18 protein-coding genes are annotated in these 17,337 nt (G+C 39.0%); all 18 read left to right on the forward strand.

All coding sequences use genetic code 11. The features are described 5' to 3' along the window. Positions 1-24: 24 nt before the first annotated feature. The gene (locus tag ORD22_RS10605; protein ID WP_317645943.1) at positions 25-759 is read left to right on the forward strand and encodes a DUF4437 domain-containing protein; all 735 of its coding nucleotides are present in this window, start codon (positions 25-27) and stop codon (positions 757-759) included. Positions 760-839: 80 nt separating this feature from the next. Then, positions 840-1,907 carry a DUF1838 family protein gene (locus ORD22_RS10610; RefSeq protein ID WP_317645944.1) on the forward strand — a complete coding sequence of 356 codons (1,068 nt, stop codon included), beginning with the start codon at positions 840-842 and terminating at the stop codon, positions 1,905-1,907. A gap of 96 nt (positions 1,908-2,003) precedes the next feature. After that, positions 2,004-3,263 (forward strand): MFS transporter, encoded by a 1,260-nt coding sequence (locus tag ORD22_RS10615; protein ID WP_317645945.1) that lies wholly within the window; start codon positions 2,004-2,006, stop codon positions 3,261-3,263. Between the two features lie 42 nt (positions 3,264-3,305). Further along, positions 3,306-4,376, forward strand: a complete 1,071-nt coding sequence (locus ORD22_RS10620) for a nitrilase-related carbon-nitrogen hydrolase (protein WP_317645946.1) — start codon at positions 3,306-3,308, stop codon at positions 4,374-4,376. Beyond that, positions 4,373-5,785 (forward strand): aldehyde dehydrogenase family protein, encoded by a 1,413-nt coding sequence (locus ORD22_RS10625; protein ID WP_317645947.1) that lies wholly within the window; start codon positions 4,373-4,375, stop codon positions 5,783-5,785. The genes ORD22_RS10620 and ORD22_RS10625 overlap by 4 nt, the downstream gene beginning before the upstream one ends. A gap of 70 nt (positions 5,786-5,855) precedes the next feature. Further along, the gene (locus ORD22_RS10630) at positions 5,856-6,302 is read left to right on the forward strand and encodes a DUF3598 family protein (protein ID WP_317645948.1); all 447 of its coding nucleotides are present in this window, start codon (positions 5,856-5,858) and stop codon (positions 6,300-6,302) included. A gap of 195 nt (positions 6,303-6,497) precedes the next feature. Further along, a complete protein-coding gene (locus tag ORD22_RS10635) occupies positions 6,498-6,944 on the forward strand; it encodes a DUF3598 family protein (protein WP_317645949.1) in 447 nt (148 codons plus the stop codon). A gap of 205 nt (positions 6,945-7,149) precedes the next feature. Next, entirely contained in the window at positions 7,150-7,920 is a 771-nt protein-coding gene (locus ORD22_RS10640) for an IclR family transcriptional regulator (protein WP_317645950.1), read from the forward strand. A 38-nt stretch (positions 7,921-7,958) separates the two neighbouring features. Further along, the gene (locus tag ORD22_RS10645) at positions 7,959-9,170 is read left to right on the forward strand and encodes a CaiB/BaiF CoA transferase family protein (RefSeq protein ID WP_317645962.1); all 1,212 of its coding nucleotides are present in this window, start codon (positions 7,959-7,961) and stop codon (positions 9,168-9,170) included. Positions 9,171-9,183: 13 nt separating this feature from the next. Then, a complete protein-coding gene (locus tag ORD22_RS10650) occupies positions 9,184-10,122 on the forward strand; it encodes a hydroxymethylglutaryl-CoA lyase (protein ID WP_317645951.1) in 939 nt (312 codons plus the stop codon). Between the two features lie 178 nt (positions 10,123-10,300). Further along, positions 10,301-10,540 (forward strand): DUF6526 family protein, encoded by a 240-nt coding sequence (locus ORD22_RS10655; protein ID WP_317645952.1) that lies wholly within the window; start codon positions 10,301-10,303, stop codon positions 10,538-10,540. 182 nt (positions 10,541-10,722) lie between these two features. Beyond that, a complete protein-coding gene (locus ORD22_RS10660) occupies positions 10,723-11,262 on the forward strand; it encodes a D-glycero-alpha-D-manno-heptose-1,7-bisphosphate 7-phosphatase (RefSeq protein ID WP_317645953.1) in 540 nt (179 codons plus the stop codon). A 265-nt stretch (positions 11,263-11,527) separates the two neighbouring features. After that, positions 11,528-12,385, forward strand: coding sequence for an oxidoreductase (locus tag ORD22_RS10665; protein ID WP_317645954.1), 858 nt, complete (start codon positions 11,528-11,530; stop codon positions 12,383-12,385). A gap of 254 nt (positions 12,386-12,639) precedes the next feature. Beyond that, positions 12,640-13,998 (forward strand): sensor histidine kinase, encoded by a 1,359-nt coding sequence (locus ORD22_RS10670; protein ID WP_317645956.1) that lies wholly within the window; start codon positions 12,640-12,642, stop codon positions 13,996-13,998. Positions 13,999-14,017: 19 nt separating this feature from the next. Next, positions 14,018-14,695: a response regulator transcription factor gene (locus tag ORD22_RS10675; RefSeq protein ID WP_317645957.1), complete on the forward strand. Its 678-nt coding sequence runs from the start codon at positions 14,018-14,020 to the stop codon at positions 14,693-14,695. Beyond that, positions 14,686-15,627, forward strand: coding sequence for a F510_1955 family glycosylhydrolase (locus ORD22_RS10680; protein WP_317645958.1), 942 nt, complete (start codon positions 14,686-14,688; stop codon positions 15,625-15,627). Before ORD22_RS10675 ends, ORD22_RS10680 begins: the two co-directional genes overlap by 10 nt. 20 nt (positions 15,628-15,647) lie before the next feature. Continuing rightward, entirely contained in the window at positions 15,648-16,382 is a 735-nt protein-coding gene (locus tag ORD22_RS10685; RefSeq protein ID WP_317645964.1) for an urease accessory protein UreH domain-containing protein, read from the forward strand. A gap of 83 nt (positions 16,383-16,465) precedes the next feature. Beyond that, entirely contained in the window at positions 16,466-17,176 is a 711-nt protein-coding gene (locus ORD22_RS10690) for a cytochrome c biogenesis CcdA family protein (RefSeq protein ID WP_317645959.1), read from the forward strand. The last annotated feature ends 161 nt before the right edge of the window (positions 17,177-17,337 follow it).

Raw genomic sequence — 17,337 nt, forward strand, 5'->3', positions numbered from 1 at the left:
AGATTTCCTGGAGGGATTGAAGATATGGCTAGAGAACACATTGAATTTGTCAACATCCACGAAATGGACTGGCAACCAGTCAGCATACCTGGATTTTCAGGAGAGTTAATGCAAAAGTTGCTTAGTATGGATGAAGAATCAGGCGCATCCACAAGCCTTCTATATATACCTTCAGGTGCAACTCATGAAGGTGGCGCATACAGCGTATCTATTGAAGCTCTTCTATTAGAAGGGACAGTAGAAATTAACACTACAGAAATTTCAGATCTGACTCATGTATATATTGAAAAGCATGTAGGGTTAAATTTTATCCAGTTTGTAAGCGGTTGCACGTTCTTATGGATGACAGAAGGAGCGCTACATTTAGTGAATGATGATGCAACAATCAGTGATAAAGAGATTGTGTTTACTAAGACAGCTGAAATACCATGGCAAGGTACGATCACACCAGGATTCCCTACAGGTGCCATGAGAAAAAGTTTGTATCAAAATCCTGAAACCGGTGCGAGTTCATGGTTACTCGGCGTACTGCCACAATTCCATGATGATCGTTATGAGATACACCCAGTCATGGAAGAAGCATTCCAAATCCATGGAGAAATGGGTACGAGCAGAGGCGATTTTAAACAAGGTAGTTATTTCTGGCGTCCTGCTGAAATCCCTCACGGTGACTTTAGTACGGAGTGGGGATGCCTCACATTCTTCCGCACGGATGGACCGTTAAAAACAACGTATGTAACGAAAGAAGATCTTGTGTAAGAAGTCTACTGCACTTTTGTTCAGTAGAGTAAACAAATAGATTGAAAAATGTATTCTAAATTATAAGGGGGGCTATTTATTTGAACAGTTATGTTGCTAAGGAAAATGGTAAGAAGAGTCTTCTATTGGTCTTGGGTATCGCGTTGACGGTATTGCTAATCTCGAGTTTCGTTTTTATCGGTAACGCTGCAGCACAGTCAAATGAACCTGCACCACAGAAATTAGAAAAGCCTGCTGAGCTATACAAGAAACTGAAAGATCCTAAAGAAAGATTGTTCTTCCATGCATTAGCACGACCGGATGGAAAAGATATGGTTTATCACATTAAGGGTAAAGCGTATGCTTATGTACCAGGAGACATCTTTAATAAGAATTTAAAACACGGCCAAGCGCTATTTGGTATAGAAGGTTACAATATTCGAAGAGCAGTTCGAATCAAAGGTACAAACGACTTCAAAATCATGACAAGAGAAATTGTGTTTTACACAGATTTGAAAACAGGAAAGATCATAAAAAATTGGAAAAACCCAATCACGGGGATCACGTATCCAGTTTCACATATTGAAAACGAGCACGTCGATTTCGATTACAGAGTAGTGGATGGTAGCATCAGAAATGTTATCAAAGTAGGGGACAGAGAAATTGGTGCATTCCCAATTGAAACACCTGAACGACTTGGAGAACTTCTAGTATTCCATGCGGATGCATTCCCACTTTATGATTTGGCAGAACGCTACAATATTAAAGATCCAATGAATTTAAAAAATGGAATGTATACATCATCAGAATTTTTCGATTTCCAAGTTCCGGCAAAATATGAGAATAAAATGAAAGGTAATAAAACTCCAAAAGGAATATTACCTATTACGAATTCTTGGACGAGAGTCAGCCCTTGGACACCATGGATGGGACTTGATGAAACTGAATATCCAGGAAACCTTGTATTCCACGCACGAAGTGAAGTAATGGAAAGTTTTGATGATCTTCCTGAATGGATTCAAGAAGAAGTAGAAGATTATTATCCACTTTATGAATCTACAGGAAAACAAATTGATCCAACACCAAACACAACGAGTTGGACATCATTTTATGAAAATGTTCTAAAGCCAGCAGCTAAGACATGGAGAGCATGGGCAGGGTTAGATTAACTCCTACCCACTTACAAAGGTTGTAAATATATGTAGGAGATAACCCTAGAAACTATTTTTAAAGTAGATTCTAAATTTGATGAATTGAGGTGCGTTATGAATTATATTAAAAATTTAGGTAAAAATCAGAGATTCATTGTCACTGTTTTATTTTTGGGTGCTGTCATTTCAATTTTTGACCGTATGGTAATGAGCTTGGCAATAACAGGTATAGGTGACGAGTTTGCACTTGATGCATCAATGAAAGGAATCATTCTAAGTAGTTTCTTTCTAGGGTATGCGATTATGACTATACCTGGTGGATGGCTAGCTGACAAGTTTGGTTCAAAAATCGTAATTGTCATATCCATCATGGCTTGGTCGTTATTTACAGGATTAAGTGGCTTAGCTTGGTCAGTTACTTCGTTGGTTATTATTCGGTTCTTGTTTGGACTAGGTGAAGGTGGTTTTCCTGGGGCTAGTACAAAAGCTATTGCCGAGTACTTACCTAGAGAGAAGCGACCGAGATCACAAGCATTCATCAAATCAGGAGATCCAGTTGGTTTAACATTAGCACCACTTATTGCAGTTCCGATCATCGTAATGTTCGGATGGCGTGCAATGTTCATCTTCATCGCAATTGTAGGAGTATTCTTAGCACTATCTTATCTAATTATCCCTAAACGCGATTTATCAATGATGGAACAAGAAAACGTGAATCATCCGAAGCTTTCTTTTAGAGAGTTACTAAAGTTACCAAGAATGTGGAGTTTCGTAATTGCCTGGTTCGGCGTTTGTATTTATATGTGGGGCTTTGCAAGTTGGTTACCGTCTTATCTAATGATGGATAGAGGGTTGAATCTCTTTAATGCAGGTATGTTATCTGCTATCCCAACAACAGTTGGAGTAATCGGAACTCTTCTTGGAGGTTACTTAGTAGGAACAGTATTCCTTGGTCGTGAAAGATACCTATTTATCATTGCCGGTTTATTTGGAGCCATCTTTATTACAGCAATGTACTTCACTCCATCACTTGGAATGGCTATACTCTTCCAAGCACTAGTTGGATTATTTATGCAAGCAGGTATGGGTGGATTCTGGGCTGTTACACATAAAGCTTTTCCGTCGAACATTATTGGTTCTGCTGCAGGGTTAATTAACTTCTCAGGACAGATTGCTGGTTTCATCTCACCGATGGCAATAGGATTCTTAATCACGGCAATGAAAGGATCATTTGTTGCTGGAATAGGATTCTTGGTATTCGGAACACTATTATTCATGGTCGCTTCGATATTCATAAGAGTGGATAATCCAAATGATCAAAAGAAAAGCAAAGATGAAGAAGTTGAACTGATCGATGCAGTAATTTTAAAATAGAACATTATTTTATTATCTATTATGAGATAGAGGTGATTTTCGTTGGCAACTACTGCTGGTGAAACTAATCAAACGGATCAAACAACAATACTTTCCTATCGTGCACTTGCATTGCAAGTAACGTGTGACGCGATTAATCAAATCAGTGATCACGCAGAAGTACGAGAGAGAATGATGGCTACTATTGAGCGTGTCTCTCAACAAATCAAAGCGAGCATTAATTTCATTGGGAAAGACACAAAGTTAGTCGTGTTACCCGAGTACTTCCTTACAGGATTTCCAATGGGAGAATCAATTGAGGAATGGAAAAACAAAGCGTGTATCGAAATGGATGGTACGGAATATGCGGCACTAGGCAAAGTAGCACAACAACACGATATCTTTTTATCGGGGAATGTCTACGAACTGGATCCACATTTTCCGGAAATCTATTTTCAAACAAGTTTTGTCATAGATCCTTCTGGAGAAGTAGTATTGCGTTACAGAAGATTGAACTCGATGTTCGCGCCTACTCCCCATGATGTATGGGATAAATACTTAGACATTTATGGGATTGATGGAGTATTCCCTGTTGCTAAAACAGCGATAGGAAATATCGGTGTGGTTGCTTCAGAGGAAATCTTATATCCTGAAGTGGCACGTTCTATGGCGTTGAAAGGTGCAGAAATATTACTGCACTCTTCATCTGAAGTGGGAAGTCCGCAATTAACGCAAAAGCATATTGGGAGACTCGCTCGATCTATCGAAAATATGGCATACGTAGTTTCAGCGAACTCAGCTGGTATGGCGAATATTCCAATCCCAATGGCTTCAACAGATGGTTCATCTGCAATAATTGATTATCGTGGACTGATCCTAGCTGAAGCAGGAACAGGAGAAAGCATGGTCGCCAATGCAGAGATCGATTTGGCTGCACTACGCAGAGCGAGACAACGTCCAGGTATGGGTAATATCCTTTCTCGTCAACGACTCGAATTATATGCACCAATCTATAATGATGTCAGTGTCTATCCTGCCAATAGCTTACTAGAGAAAAAAGCAGAGAGAAGTCATTTTGTTCAAACACAGATTGATGTAATTGAAAACCTAACGAAAAGAAGCGTGATAAAATGACAAAATTAGCAGTTCGGAATCCACGTACCGGAGAAGCGGATTATTACATTACTCCTCCATCTTCGGAGGAGCTGTCAAACAGCTGTCGTGCGTTACGAAATGCACAGGATGAGTGGCAACAGCTCGGTGTCAACGGACGTGCCGATGTCATGCAAAAGTGGAAGACCGCTATCGAATGTCGAAAAGAAGAAATTATTGCCGAATTAGTGAAAGATACTGGCCGTCACAGCGAAACGATTCTAGAGTTCAATTCGATTCCAGCTATGATTGATCGGTGGTGCAATTTGGCTCCCGAGATTCTTAAAGCGGAAGATCGAATCACTTCTTCTATTCCATTCTTGCAAATCGAAGGGGAATATAAACCGTATTCGCTAGTAGGTGTTATCAGTCCATGGAACTTCCCATTACTGCTTTCATTGATAGATGCTATCCCGGCATTACTGGCAGGCAGTGCAGTCATCATTAAACCGAGTGAGTTCACACCAAGATTCATTGAACCGTTACTTGAGACAATTGCTGATGTTCCTGTATTGCAAGGTGTATTGAATGTGGTAACCGGAGCCGGTGAAACAGGTAGAGACATTGTAAACGAGGTCGACTTGGTCGCGTTTACAGGTAGTGTGAAGACAGGACGATTAGTAGGGGAAGCGTGTTCCAAGCGTTTTATTCCTGTGTCACTTGAACTGGGTGGGAAAGATGCAGCGATCGTATTGAAATCAGCTGATCTAGACAGAGCGACTTCCGCCATTCTGTGGGGCTCGGTCGCAAATTCAGGACAATCTTGTTTATCTATTGAAAGAACGTATGTAGAAGATGAAGTGTTTGATGACTTTGTCGAATTACTCGTTCAGAAAGCAAAGAAGTTACAGCTCGCTCATCCAAACGTAGAGGATGGACACATTGGGCCAATCATTACGAAAATGCAAGCTAATACTATCCAACAGCAATTAATGGATGCAGCTGACAAGGGAGCAATCATTCATTGTGGCGGTGAGATTGAAGAACACTCAGGTGGTCTTTGGTGTCTGCCGACTGTTCTGACAGACGTGGATCATGAAATGAAAATAATGGTAGAAGAAACATTCGGGCCTGTGCTTCCTATCATGCGTGTTAAGGATGAACGACAAGCAGTAGAGTTTGCGAACAACACCAATTTTGGTCTCGGCGGCGCAGTATTTGCAGGTACAGAGGAAAAAGCGATTGAGGTTGCAAGTCAACTTGAAGCGGGTGCAATCAGTATCAATGATGCAGCGCTAACGGCCATTATGTATGAAGGAGAAAAGAATTCATTTAAATTCTCCGGTCTGGGTGGCTCTCGAATGGGCTCCGCTTCAATCAAGCGGTTTATCCGCAAGAAAGCTTTTTTGATCAATACAGGAGTAAAAGACCCTTGGTGGTACGATGTATAAACAAAAATAATTGTTAAAATATGCTTTATGGTGTAAAAAATACAAACTAAACTATTAGGAGGAAATGATGATGAATATTAGAGAAGAGATGCCAGTATTTGCAAGACACGAAGGAGAATGGAAAGGTGTTTACACAGTAGTAGATCCAAGCGGAAAGCTTCTAGATCAACACGACTCATATCTAACATGTGATCTACGTGACGATAATGAAGAATATCCATACTTCCAAACAAATACGTATACATGGGCTGACGGAAAGTCAGAAAGAATTGAATTCCCAGGTACTTATAAAGATAAGCACATTATTTTCGATACAGATCGTATTAAGGGCCATTCATGGGAAGTTGATGAGAATACCATTATACTTACATGGAAATACGTAAATGACACAGAGAAGTACTTATATGAAATGATTAATTTAAGTCCTGATGGTCAACACCGTGCAAGAGTTTGGCAATGGTTTGAAAAGGGAGAATTAGTAAAGCGTACAATCATTAAGGAGCAAAAAGTAAAGTAATAGTCGAGAGTGCGAAATATGATGAAGCAAGCTAATATTATCCAACAGCAAGTAGTGGATGCGGCTGACAAGGGAGCAATTTGATCAATACAGGAGTAAAAGGCCCTTGGTGGTACGATGTATAAACAAAAATAATTGTAAAAATATGCTTTACGGTGTAAAAAATACAAACTAAACTATTAGGAGGAAAAGATGATGAATATTAGAGAAGAGATGCCAGTATTTGCAAGACACGAAGGAGAATGGAAAGGTGTTTACACAGTGGTAGATCCAAGCGGAAAGCTTCTAGATCAACACGACTCATACCTAACATGTGATCTACGTGACGATAATGAAGAATATCCATACTTCCAAACAAATACGTATACATGGGCTGACGGAAAGTCAGAAAGAATTGAATTTCCAGGTTCTTATAAAGATAAGCACATTATTTTCGATACAGATCGTATTAAGGGCCATTCATGGGAAGTTGATGAGAATACCATTATACTTACATGGAAATACGTAAATGACACAGATAAGTATTTATATGAAATGATTAATTTAAGTCCTGATGGTCAACACCGTGCAAGAGTTTGGCAATGGTTTGAAAAGGGAGAATTAGTAAAGCGTACAATCATTAAGGAGCAAAAAGTAAAGTAATAGTCGAGAGTACGAAATATGATGAACTTACTCAGCGAGTTGGAATGACTCGCTGAAATGTTATTCATCTATTCTGTATAGTAAATGTTCGATTAATGCGCAACCAAGAGAACTATTGATAAAACAATAGAACAACTTCCTAAATGTATTCCACGCTATGTACAATTCTCTCAAAACGAAATATATATAGATGTGGGGTTATATTGTGAATAAATCATTCGAAAAAATGTTTGCGGTATTAGATTTGTTTTCAATGGATAGAACTACGCTTTCTATTAGCGAAATTCAAAAGGAAACAGACTTTCCAAAGAGTACGATTTTTAGAATTCTCAATACTATGGAAGCATTTGATTTTATAGAACAAAATAAAGAAAATCATCGCTATGCGCTGGGATTTAAATTCTTCCAGCTAGGAAGTATTTATCAGGGAAATTTGGATTTTCGTGAAGTTGCATTGCCTATTATGAAAAAGATTGTAGAAGATACAAGTGAAACAGTAGAATTAAATATTCTTGATAAGGCAGATCGTATCTGTGTAGAAAAAGTAGATAGCCCTCTCGACATCCGAAACTTTGTGCGGATTGGTGATAGAAAATCTGCCTTACGCGGTGCGTCAGGTAAAGTACTTGTAGCTTTCCTATCAGAAGAGAAGTTTGAAACAACATTAGCAAGTTTGAAGAGTGAAGAATGTTTTGATGAAGCCAAGTTCCGTAAAGAAATGAAACGCATTCAAAAACAAGGCTATGATTTCACAAAAGGTGAAAGAGTCCCAGGCAGCTTTGCTATTTCATGCCCAATCATCAATCACAAAGAGGAAATGATAGCGAGTATTACAATCGCCGGACCTATTCAGAGATTAACTGAAGAACGTGAGACTGAACTTGTTACAATACTCGTGGAAGGTTCAAAAGAAATCTGCCAGAGGTTAGGTTACTTTGGTCATCCATATAACTTAGAAAATAATGGATTGTTATAAATTGGCAATAATATTTAACAGGAAATGGGGGGGTAACAATTACTACCACAACTAAAAAAGGTCCGTTAGATGGCATTAGAATTTTGGATTTGTCCACTATGATTGCGGCTCCTTATGGCGCAACACTACTTGGGGACTTTGGAGCAGAAGTTATTAAGGTCGAAATACCAAATAAGGGCGATACATTAAGAGGGATGGGTCCATTTAAAGAAGATGAACCTTTAAGATGGCCGACATTAGCTAGAAATAAGCAATCTTTGACGCTGGATTTGCATCATGAAGAAGGTCAAGAAATTTTGAAGAAGTTGGTTGCGAAATCCGATGTAGTAATCGAAAACTTCCGACCAGGCACGCTGGAAAAATGGAATGTAGGTTATGAGGACTTGAAAAAGGTCAATGATGAGTTGATCATGATCCGTGTAACAGGATATGGTCAAACAGGCCCTTACTCACACAAGGCTGGTTTTGGAACACCTGCTACTGCATTTAGTGGATTTACTTATTTGCACGGCTATACAGACCGTCCACCGATCAGTCCATCGTTCTCTCTAGTAGATTACATAACAGGTGTCTATGTGGCATTTGCTGTATCGACAGCACTTTATCATCGTGATGCAGGACAAGATGGTCAAGGTCAATATGTCGATGTAGGACTGTATGAAACAGTTTTCCGTATGATGGAGTTTTTAGTGACGGATTATGATCAAAACGGCATCATTAAAGAACGTTCTCCTGGTTTAAGTGGTCACTCAAGTCCTGCGGGCACATTCCAGACGAAAGACGATCATTGGGTCGTTCTCGTAACGAGTTCAGATCGAACATTCGAACGTTTGGCTGAAGCAATGGATCGTCAAGATATGTTGGAAGACGAGAGATTCTGCACAAATGCGGTACGTCTGCAACACTTTGATATGACGAATGGCATTGTAGCTGACTGGGTACGCACGAAAAATCGTGATGAATTGCAAAAGCATTTGGATAACTTCGGCGTTCCAATCAGCCCGATAAACAGCATTAAAGATATCTTTGAAGATGAGCATTTCAAGGCGAGAGAGAATATTGTAGAAATGCAACATCCTAGACTCGGAAAAATCAAAATGCCTGGAATTGTACCAAAGTTCTCTGAAACACCTGGTTCTATCCGAAACATCGGCCCTGATTTAGGTGCCGATAATAATGATATTCTAAAGAATTTAGTTGATCTGACTGATGAAGAAATCGAATCGTTGAAAGAACGAAGTATTATATAAGGAGGATTCACTAATGGACGCACGCAAAGAGGTTATCATTACTGAAGTTTCTCCCCGAGACGGTTTTCAAAGTCTGCCCCAGGCAGTACCGACTGAAATGAAGATTGAAATCATTAATTATATTTTACAATGTGGATTCAAGCAAGTGGAGGTCACTTCATTTGTTCACCCGAAAGCAGTCCCGCAAATGAGCGATGCAGATGAAGTATTGCAAAGAATCACTCGCCCTGAAGGCGTGATCTTGCGTGCGCTTGTCCCAAATTTACGCGGCTTGGAACGTGCGATTGCAGCGAGAGTGGATAAAGCGAAGCTCATGCTTTCAGCAACGGATTCGCACAGTATGAACAATGCGAATGCAAAAACGATGGAAGCTATGAAAGGGTTTGAACCGCTAGTGTTACGTGCAGAATCTGATCCAATCAAAATCAGTGGTTCTATTTCAGTTGCATTCGGCTGTCCGTATGAAGGTATTGTCCCGATCGAGAAGCATATTGAAATTTGTAAACGCTATGAGCAACTAGGTGTGCGTGATATTTCGTTAGCTGATACGACGGGCATGGCAAATCCAGAAAGTATCAAACGAATTGTTTATGGACTACAGCAAGAGTTTCCGGATTTCCACTATTCGCTGCATCTTCATAACACAAGAGGGATGGCATTTGCGAACGCGGTGGCAGGATATGCTGAAGGGATTGTCGATTTTGATAGCTCATTAGCTGGATTAGGTGGTTGTCCTTACGCTCCGAATGCCAGTGGAAATATCGCTACAGAGGATATCGTACATGGCTTTGAAGAGATGGGTATCAAAACTAATCTTGATTTGGATAAAATCTTAGATATTGCTAAATTACTGCAAGAGAAATATCCAGATGAATCCGATAGTTTCCTTTTAAAAGCAGGAAAGTGCTCGGATTTGGCTATAGCACCGACTGAGCAAATAAAGCTTGGCTAATTAAATAAATAGAAGCGTAGACGTAATCTATTGTAATACGAGTAATAGTACCCTCATTAGTAATCAAAAGAGTGACGAGATGAAAAACAATCGTATGAAAAGCAGACGCGCGTAAAACCATTGCAATACTACATTTTTCTACCATTAAACTTACTCTCGCTTTTAACAACAGTCAGCTATGGAACTTATCAATTGCAAAGCATGGTTACTCAAAGCTGATTCTGTTATTATTCCTGGAATGCTCGCACGTATTTATGCGTTGTCTTTCCCAGATTGTTTAAACGTCATGGAAGAACAGCTACATTACTTTATGTTGACGGGTAATCGTTTAGCTACAAGAGTGATAAAATCACAATTGACTGCATTGAGATTTACTTCATATGAAGAGTGCGTGGAGAGTTGTCACCTGATGAAATGAAGAAATCCGTAAAGTCTTGGGGAATAGATCATCGGCGCGTGGAATGAAAAGAGAGAGCACAGAATCTGTACTAGATCTGTGCTCTCTTTTACCGTTGTTATTTATTTTTCTTTAGTTGTATAAAGGCAGTAGTATAGGAAAACCTGTTGAGTAGACCTATAACTTGTCAGGAGTGAAGTCATATGAAGAAAGCTGTTTTTTTAGATCGTGATGGTGTGATTAATGAAGTGTTAACGGAGCGAGTGAAGTTCGTTAATGAGCCAAAACAGTTATTTTTATTACCCGGCGTTGCAGAGGCGATTAAACGGTTGAATAGGGTATTCGATTATATATTTGTCGTTACGAATCAAGGAGGCGTAGGACTTGGCTACATGAAAGAGTCCCAACTCATTAAAATTCATGACCATATGAAAGACATACTTCGTCAAGAAGGTGCAATTATCGATGAAGTTGTCTATTGCCCACATAAACCAAAGGCGGGATGTACATGTCGTAAACCAAACAGTCAATTGATTGATAATTTGGCAAAGAAATATAATGTGAATCCAAATTTATCTTATATGGTTGGCGATACGGATACGGATATTGTGGCGGGTAAGAAGGCAGGGATGAAAACAGTCTTCATTGGCACTACCGATCCTCTAGCAGATGCTGTTTTTCCAGATCTTTTTCGTGCGGCAGAGTGGATTTGTAGAGATGTTGTACAGAGTGAAAAGCTATAGCGAATGAAATCGATCATTTAATATTAAGTAGCCGCGGCCTGAATACACTTTAGAAACTCGTACTAGGTAGTGAAAGTCAAAAAGTGATTATGCATGTCAATTGATCTGTAACAATAGTAAAATAGAATGTTCGTAACGTATAAGCTTTTCCGAAAAGTCATAACCATTTTTCGGATAAGTTTTTTTCTTATGCAATTAGAATCATTACGAACAAGATACATGGTCTTTAGAGGACGTAACTGCTAATTATGGTAGAGTATTTAGTATGACGAATGTGAAAGGAAGAGATTATATGACACACTCAAAAGTTTGGTTTATTACAGGTTGCTCGACTGGATTTGGTCGGGAAATTGCAAAGAAAGTAATTGCCGCGGGCTATAAAGTGGTCGCTACTGCTAGAAATGTTGAACACATACGAGATCTACAAGAACTTCATCCGGAAAATGTTCAATTACTAAAGCTAGACGTAACAGACAAGGAACAAGTGAAAGATGCAGTTGATCAAGCAATAGAGTCATTTGGACGAATAGATGTGCTAGTGAACAATGCTGGAATTGGCTATTTTAGCTCTGTTGAAGAAAGCGTAGAAGAAGAAACGCGAAAAATGTTCGAGATTAACTTCTGGGGATTGATGGCGGTGACGAACGAAGTGTTACCACATGTAAGAAAACAAAAGTCTGGCCATATTATTAATTTCTCTTCTATTAGTGGACTAGCGTCATTCCCTGCAGTCGGATACTATAATGCAACGAAATATGCAGTAGAAGGTATTTCTGAAAGTCTAGCGAAAGAAGTGGCACCTATAGGAATAAAGGTAACACTTATCGAGCCTGGTGCGTTCCGTACAGACTGGGCTGGACGTTCAGCTAATCGTACACAAACAGCTATTGATGACTATCAAGAAACAGTAGGAAAACGAATTGAACGACCTAGCGGAACAGAAGAAGGAGATCCTGAAAAACTAGCGGAAGCTGTGTTGCACGTGGCACAATCGGAAAATCCGCCTTTACGATTATTACTTGGCGCTGCTGCATATGAACTGGCATACGAGAAATTCACTCATTTGCTAGAAGATATGGCTGAATGGAAAGAAGTAACGATGAATGCAGACTTTAAAGAATAAGTATAGAATAATCCCGTTAATCCTAGGATCAACGGGACTTTTTTGCGTATTTTTTTCGGTTACTCGATAAGAAAGAGTTTCCGAATATATTGTTTCAATGTTTTACCGCTCGAAAGTGTTGTCGATAATACAAGTATAATATAGTGAATGTAGACACAAAGACGACATGGAGTCTAACGATTTCTATGGCTTAAATCAAAACTGCACATCTTTTTCATATTCTTTTTTTATACTGAAAGCATGAGGTGGTTTGTATGAATAAAATCTCTAAAAAGTTAGCTGCTTATTTTATTAGTACTGTCCTAATACTTGAAACGATATTAATGATTTATTTGCATCAAAATATTATTCACGCAAGAGTAGACGAAGAATACTCACGTTTATTAGCAAGTGGCAGCAACCATCGAAACGTCTTGGAAGACTACTATTCTGACAAAACGATTGCACATATTGTACTGATGGAAGCAGGAAAAGACAGGGAAGTCATCATTACGGATGAGGATGGAAAAGTGATTAGTAGCTCGGTTGGAGATATGGAGCATTATTCTTCAACTTTATCATTAATTGACAAAACAGATGAAACCGATCGAATACTTATACCGGAGTGGGGAGACTCTCCATACATTGCGAGTGTACATCCCTACAAAACGGACGTGGGTCAGTCCGGATATGTTGTAATGTTTCAAAGCAGCCAACCAATTGAAAAGTTAGTCCGTAAATTAAATCAGCATTTCGGACTTGCCGGTGGAGCGAGTATTATCATCTTATTTGTCATTTATTTGATTTTGTCTAAAATACTCACTCGCCCCTTGATTCGCATGAAGGAAGCGACAGAGAGATTGAGTGAGGGGAAATTTGATGTAAGCCTTCCGAAAGCAGGCAATGACGAGCTGGGGGAACTATCGGTAGCGATTATGAAATTGGCGACAGACCTGGAAAAAATGAAGACGGAGCGCAATGAGTTTTTGGCGTCTGTCTCGCATGAATTGAGCACACCACTTACATATCTAATAGGTTATTTGAAAGTTGCGATGAGAGAAGGGCTATCGGAAGAAGAACGAAATCATTATCTACAAATTATTGCAGAAGAATCCAATCGAATGAAGGATTTAGTAAAGGATTTGATGGAATTAGCGAAAATGGATGAAATCACATTTACGATAACAAAAAGTCATTTCTCTGCACAGGAATTTATAGAAGATATGGATCGACTCGTAGCACCATCATTTGATTTGAAAAAAATAGCGTTGCATATGAGATGTGAAATGGATTTTCAACTTTTTGCGGATCGGATTCGTTTAGAGCAAATTATTTTGAATTTGCTGGACAATGCGTTGAAATACTCAGATGAACAGACGACAGTAACACTAGATATTTATCAACAGCAACAGAAGACCATCCTATCGGTAACGGACGGAGGGATAGGAATTCCATCCAGTGAAATAGATAAGATCTTCGACAAGCTATATCGTGTCGAAAAATCCCGTTCCAGAACATTCGGAGGGTCTGGGTTAGGTTTGGCCATTGTGAAAGAACTTGTTGAAGCTCATGGTGGAACTCTTAAAGTGGAAAGTGAAGTAGGAAAAGGGAGTACATTCACAGTTGAAATCTAAATGATGAGGAGATAGGCAGATGCGGACAATTTTACTTATTGATGATGAACGCAGAATGCTAGATTTACTCGAGCTATTTTTAGCTCCTCAAGGCTTTCGGTGTATAAAGGAAGAAAATGGAGCAGAAGGATTGGCTCGCTTACTTGATGAGCAGATAGATTTAGTATTGCTTGATATTATGATGCCGAATAAAGATGGCTGGGAAGTTTGTCGAGAAATAAGAGAGTTTTCAAATGTTCCGGTGATCATGCTTACAGCAAGAACAGATAAGAGAGACTTAGTAAAAGGGTTAGAATCAGGCGCGGATGACTATATTACAAAACCATTCGATGAGCGTGAACTGATTGCGAGAGTGAATGCTGTATTGCGACGTTATCAGAACATGGGTGAGCATTCGGAAAACACGATCTACGGTGACTTTATATTAAATAGAGACTCTTATTCATTACACTACAAAGAAAAAAGTGTACAACTGACGTTAAAAGAGTTCTCCATTGTTGATGCACTTATTTCTCAGCCAAAGAGAACGTTAACAAGAGACCAGTTGATGCATGCCGCTTGGGATTACGATACGTATACCGACATTCGAACAATCGATTCACATATACGAAACTTACGAGATAAATTAAAAAGTGCAGAGTTTCCCAATGAGGAATTTCTGAAAACAGTATGGGGGATAGGATACAAATGGAGTTAAAGGAGAAAAACATCCGGGGGAAAATGAAGTATATAGTCGGTTTACTGACTTTTACCGTGATGTTATCAGCATGTAATAAGGAAACTGAATCTTATATGTTTGGCGAAGTAAAGAACGATACCTTTCAACATTTACATGGCTTGGGGTATATAAACGGAGGGCCTAACCTAATAATTTCAACACATGATGGGCTTTATGAATACAGTAAAGAGGGATGGAAAGAAGCGAATAAAGAAAAGCATGATTATATGGGATTCCAAGCGGTTCAAGATGGTTTTTTCTCAAGTGGTCATCCAGAACCTGGATCTAATTATAAAAATCCACTAGGCTTGATTAAGAGCGTTGACAGAGGAGCTAGTTTCGAAAAATTAGCGTTTTATGGAGAAATAGATTTTCATTACTTAGCAGCAGGATATGATTCTAATGCTATTTATGTAATAAACGAGATGCCGACAAATATAATGTCACGAGGTCTTCATTATACAGTAGATGAAGGAGCTACATGGGAGATTGCAGCTATGAATGGTTTTGATTCAGAGTTCATTTCTAATATAGCGGCCCACCCTTCATTAGAAAACGTGGTGGCTATAGGAAGTAAAGATGGAATATTCTTATCGAGTGATTATGGGGAGAATTTTGAGCGTATTTCTACTGATAAAATGAATCTTTATACAATATTGACTGATCGCGGAGGTTACTATTCAAGCTATGAAAATGAAAAAACAACGCTTACATGGTTTACTACCGATAATAATCAGACAACGTCTATTCAGATACCAGATCAAGCAATGAATCCAATTGTTTTCATTGCGGTTAATCCGGAGAATGAGAAAGAGCTAGTGATAGCAACGCATAGCAATGATATATATGTAACGAAAGATCAAGGAAATACGTGGGATAAACTGGCTAAAGAAGGTTTGCTATTGAAATAATGAGGGCGGTGCCATCTGCTTTGTATAGTTTTTTATCAAGTATAAGTCAACTCATCACGGAACCGGTGAACACCTTACTTTTATCGTTCGAAAATAATCCTGTTATTGTGGCATTACTCTTAGGTTTGCTGGGTGCTGTAGCCCCCTGTCAATTAACTGGGAATATGAGTGCCGTTACTTTATATGGGAATCGGTCCATCCAGTTAAAAGAAAATCTAGCGGAAGTTACTTCTTTTATAGCAGGAAAAGTAGTTGTTTTTAGCTCGCTAGGGTTGCTAGTCTGGTTTTTGGGAGAGGCATTTCAAAGTGCTTTAATTGATTACTTTTCGTTATTTCGTAAAATAATTGGTCCATTCATTATCGCTACTGGACTAGTCTTACTCGGCGTCTTGAAACTAGAGTTTCTAAATAAATTTACACAGTACATCCCTGTTCGAATAAAGAATGGGAGGGTAGGGTCCTTCTTATTAGGAGTTAGCTTTTCTTTAGCTTTCTGTCCTACAATGTTTGTACTATTTTTCTTCTGGTTAATGCCTCTTGTTGCAACTACTTCATATGGGTTTATGTTGCCTGCCGTTTTTGGTATAGCTACATCCATTCCATTGCTAGCTCTATTTTTCTTTATCTGGATAGTTGATGCAAAGAGGCTTGTCATGAAAAGCAGCATGAAAGTCGGAAGGATGGTACAGCGAGTAGCAGGGGTTATACTCATCGTAATTGGTTTTCTAGACACAGTCACTTATTGGGGAATGTGAGATGCAATTAGTATGGCATCTAATGCCTCTTCATGTAACGCCTATTGAAAGTAATGACTATTTTTGAAAGGGGCTTATGATAGATGCTTGCGGATATTAACTTGTTCCTTGCCTTTGGTGCCGGTTTTTTGAACTTTGTATCTCCCTGTACGCTACCGTTATATCCAGCTTTCATTTCCTACATAACGGGGATGTCACTAAATGATATGACATCAGATAAGGTAAAAATTAAAAGAAGTGGAATAACACATACTATTACTTTTTTGTTAGGGTTTTCAGTTATCTTTATTTTTCTAGGATACAGCTCATCGCTAGTTGGTACATTTTTTTATCAGTACCAAGATTTGCTGCGTCAAATTGGAGCAATTTTCATTATCATCTTTGGACTGATGATTCTAGGATTCTTTACTCCCACATTTTTAATGAAGGAGAAAAAGTTGCAATTTAAAAACAGGCCTGTTGGTTATTTTGGAACATTTCTGATTGGATTGGCATTTGCAGCAGGATGGACCCCGTGTACTGGACCGATTACAGGAGCAGTATTCCTAATGGCAGCCCAAAATCCAGGGTCTGGTATATGGTATATGATTGTATATGTTCTCGGCTTTGCCATTCCGTTTTTACTTTTATCAATTTTCATTACTCGTGTTAAATGGATTCAAAAATATAATCGCCTTATAACAAAAGTAGGTGGCTATATAATGATTGTGCTAGGTTTCATATTATTTTTTGACGGTTTAACTTACATTATTATATGGCTTAGTCCATTCTTTAGCGGATTTATGGGTTTTTAAAAGAGCTAGTAGCTTGAACTACTCCCCACTTATTCGACCTTGTGGTCTAATTGAAGTGGGAGATTCTTGGGAACAGAGCCTACGTAACTAGGGTGGCATACACCGCAATCAGAGGTTTCTCTTATTTGCCAAGCGATCCCCGCAGTCCCTGCGGTTCTTGA

Source organism: Sporosarcina sp. GW1-11, from assembly GCF_033088395.1.
GTDB lineage: Bacteria > Bacillota > Bacilli > Bacillales_A > Planococcaceae > Sporosarcina.

Bases quoted from the DNA above. Each gene is read 5' to 3' on its own strand.
- ORD22_RS10635 (WP_317645949.1), top strand. From the start codon at position 6,498: ATGAATATTAGAGAAGAGATGCCAGTATTTGCAAGACACGAAGGAGAA.
- ORD22_RS10630 (WP_317645948.1), top strand. From the start codon at position 5,856: ATGAATATTAGAGAAGAGATGCCAGTATTTGCAAGACACGAAGGAGAA.
- ORD22_RS10680 (WP_317645958.1), top strand. From the start codon at position 14,686: ATGGAGTTAAAGGAGAAAAACATCCGGGGGAAAATGAAGTATATAGTC.
- ORD22_RS10675 (WP_317645957.1), top strand. From the start codon at position 14,018: ATGCGGACAATTTTACTTATTGATGATGAACGCAGAATGCTAGATTTA.
- ORD22_RS10670 (WP_317645956.1), top strand. From the start codon at position 12,640: ATGAATAAAATCTCTAAAAAGTTAGCTGCTTATTTTATTAGTACTGTC.
- ORD22_RS10615 (WP_317645945.1), top strand. From the start codon at position 2,004: ATGAATTATATTAAAAATTTAGGTAAAAATCAGAGATTCATTGTCACT.
- ORD22_RS10655 (WP_317645952.1), top strand. From the start codon at position 10,301: ATGGAACTTATCAATTGCAAAGCATGGTTACTCAAAGCTGATTCTGTT.
- ORD22_RS10625 (WP_317645947.1), top strand. From the start codon at position 4,373: ATGACAAAATTAGCAGTTCGGAATCCACGTACCGGAGAAGCGGATTAT.
- ORD22_RS10690 (WP_317645959.1), top strand. From the start codon at position 16,466: ATGCTTGCGGATATTAACTTGTTCCTTGCCTTTGGTGCCGGTTTTTTG.
- ORD22_RS10665 (WP_317645954.1), top strand. From the start codon at position 11,528: ATGACGAATGTGAAAGGAAGAGATTATATGACACACTCAAAAGTTTGG.
- ORD22_RS10650 (WP_317645951.1), top strand. From the start codon at position 9,184: ATGGACGCACGCAAAGAGGTTATCATTACTGAAGTTTCTCCCCGAGAC.
- ORD22_RS10605 (WP_317645943.1), top strand. From the start codon at position 25: ATGGCTAGAGAACACATTGAATTTGTCAACATCCACGAAATGGACTGG.
- ORD22_RS10660 (WP_317645953.1), top strand. From the start codon at position 10,723: ATGAAGAAAGCTGTTTTTTTAGATCGTGATGGTGTGATTAATGAAGTG.